Origin of the sequence: Pseudomonas huaxiensis, assembly GCF_003231275.1 — a bacterium.
GTDB lineage: Bacteria > Pseudomonadota > Gammaproteobacteria > Pseudomonadales > Pseudomonadaceae > Aquipseudomonas > Aquipseudomonas huaxiensis.
The window spans coordinates 1-2,189 of sequence record NZ_QKVL01000115.1 but is presented as its reverse complement, the minus strand read 5'-3'; the positions used below and the strand labels follow the sequence as shown (position 1 = coordinate 2,189).

1 pseudogene is annotated in these 2,189 nt (G+C 62.9%); it reads right to left on the bottom strand.

Annotation, left to right across the window (positions count from 1 at the left end):
- Window positions 1-2,189: pseudogene (locus DM374_RS32420) on the bottom strand (sugar-binding protein); the annotation flags it as partial.

Below are 2,189 nucleotides of genomic sequence, written 5' to 3'. Positions count from 1 at the left end.
ACCCCATCCGGCCCGGTCACGCTGCTTTGTTCGCCCCAGTCGTCATAGGTGTAGCGGCTGGTCAGGGCCACGTCCTTGCTGCCCAGCCAGTCGAATTCAGTGCTCTCGATCAGTTGCCCGAAAGCGTCGTAGGTGGCGCTGTAGGTCTGGCGTAGTGGTTTGTTCACCGGGTCGCCGTCGATATCCTCGCGCAGTTCGCTCACCACCCGTTGCAGGCCATCCAGCACGCTGCGGGTCTGTACTTCCTTGACGTCGAAGGCGGTCTGCGTCGGTTGCCCGGTGACCTCGTCGACCAGCAGGTATTCGTACCGGCGATGCGCTTCGACACTGCTGCCCGGTGCGACTTTCTCTTCGGTCACCCGCCCCAATTTATCGTAGGTGTAGGCAATTTCCACATCGTTGTCATCACGCTCCAGCAGCGTGCGGCCGTTGAGCAGCGAATGCTCGAGGATGATCACCTTGCTTACCGCGTCGAAGCTGGTTGTCAGGGTTTCCCTGGTCCGCAGCACGGGCTGCGCGGCGTACCGGCCAGTGTCTTTGACGTAGGCGTAGTCGGTGGTTGTGGTCTTGCCATTGAGGGTCACAGCGGTCTGCGCTTTGCGCCCGTGCATCAATTTGTTGGTTGGATCGTTGAGGTAGGTGTGGCGGGTCTTTTGCAACTCGGCATTGCCGCCGTTGACGTGGACCAGCGTCTCCTGCTCCAGCGCCAGCCACGGCCAGATACTGTCGCTCAAGCCCGGCTGGCTGATGTAGCGGTGCTGGGTGCGCAATACCGGGGCGTCGTTGAAGTCGGCTTGAGCCGGCGTCACGGTTTTCTGTTTCAGGTGCCGGACGAATTTATGAGGATCGGCCGGGCAGCCGTCGCTGGCGGTGGCCGGGTAGTACTCGCTGGCTTCGCTGATGCCGTTGGCCTGCACTTGCAGGGTGAGGTTGCCGTGGATGTCGTACTCGCTGCGCACCACTTCGTCGCGGGTCTGGCCCGAGGTGCTCTTGCGGTACCAGGTGGTGGTCACGGTCCTGGGCAATTGGCACTGCGCCGGTTGCTGATCGAACGGCGCGCTGCTGTCGTCGGCGTAATAGTGGGTGCGCACACGCTTGACCGCATCGCCCTGCTCGGTGAGCTCTTCACTGGTCAGGTGGAAGCGGTTGAAGGTGCGGGTGATGATGCGTCGCGCGCGGTTGTTGGCGGCGTCCCAGAGTTGTTCGGTGGAATTGTAACTATAGGTACCGGGGATTTTGTAGAGGTTGTCCAGGCCGTCGTCGTCCCAGATCAGGCCGGGGGCGTTGCGGCCGAGGAAGTTGTTGCTGGAGTACTGGTAGCGGGTGTCGATGGGCGCCTGGCCGACGCCGGGCTCATGCAGGTGACGGCGGACCCGCGGCAGGGTGCGCCCGCTGTTGCCGGGGAACTGGTGCGGGGTGTTGTCGTATTCGATGGTCTCGCGTCCGCCCAGCGGCCCTTCGACGCGGCTCATGCACAGCAGGCCGCTGTGAGTGGCGTAACCGAAACGCCAGGCGCCACCACCAGGCAATTGGACGCGGGTGACCCGCGACTCGCTGTCTTCGAGCGTCAGGTCGAAGTGCGTTTCACGCGGACTGCCCGGATGCAGCCTCACGTTCAAGTTGCCGGAGGTACGAACGATGCCAAGCAGGAGGGCGCGGTCGGCATTGACGATGCTGTGGAGCAAGCGGCCACCGGCGAAGGTGGTATAGCTGAGGGTGACGCGATGGCCCTGGGGCGAGAACTGGATAACCGGCAAGGCCAGCGCGTCACCGCTGTCGGTGGCCAGTTCTTCGACCAGGCCGGATTTGTGCACCACGCGGTAGCGGTTATCGGCGAGTTTGAACAGGCGGAAGGAGGGGATTTTCTGCTCCTTCATCAGCAGTTGCCCGCTGCCGTCGCTGCTGGTGCTGGTGACCTTGAAGGTTTCGCCGGAGGCCAGGGAGATGATGTCACTGGAGGTGTCGAACTGACTCAGTTGCAGGTTCCAGCCCTTGCCGAAACCCGAGTCGACGGTGTTGAGCGGGCTGTAGGACAGGCGCAGGGGAACATTGGGGCCGCTGAGATCGTTGCCCTCAAGTTCCGGCAGCGACAGGCTGCAGGTGTATTGGCCGGTACGCGGGTCGACGCCGGTTTCGACGAAGCTGAGGAAGTTGAAGGCATTGGAGTGGATGCTGGAGGACGTGGTCAT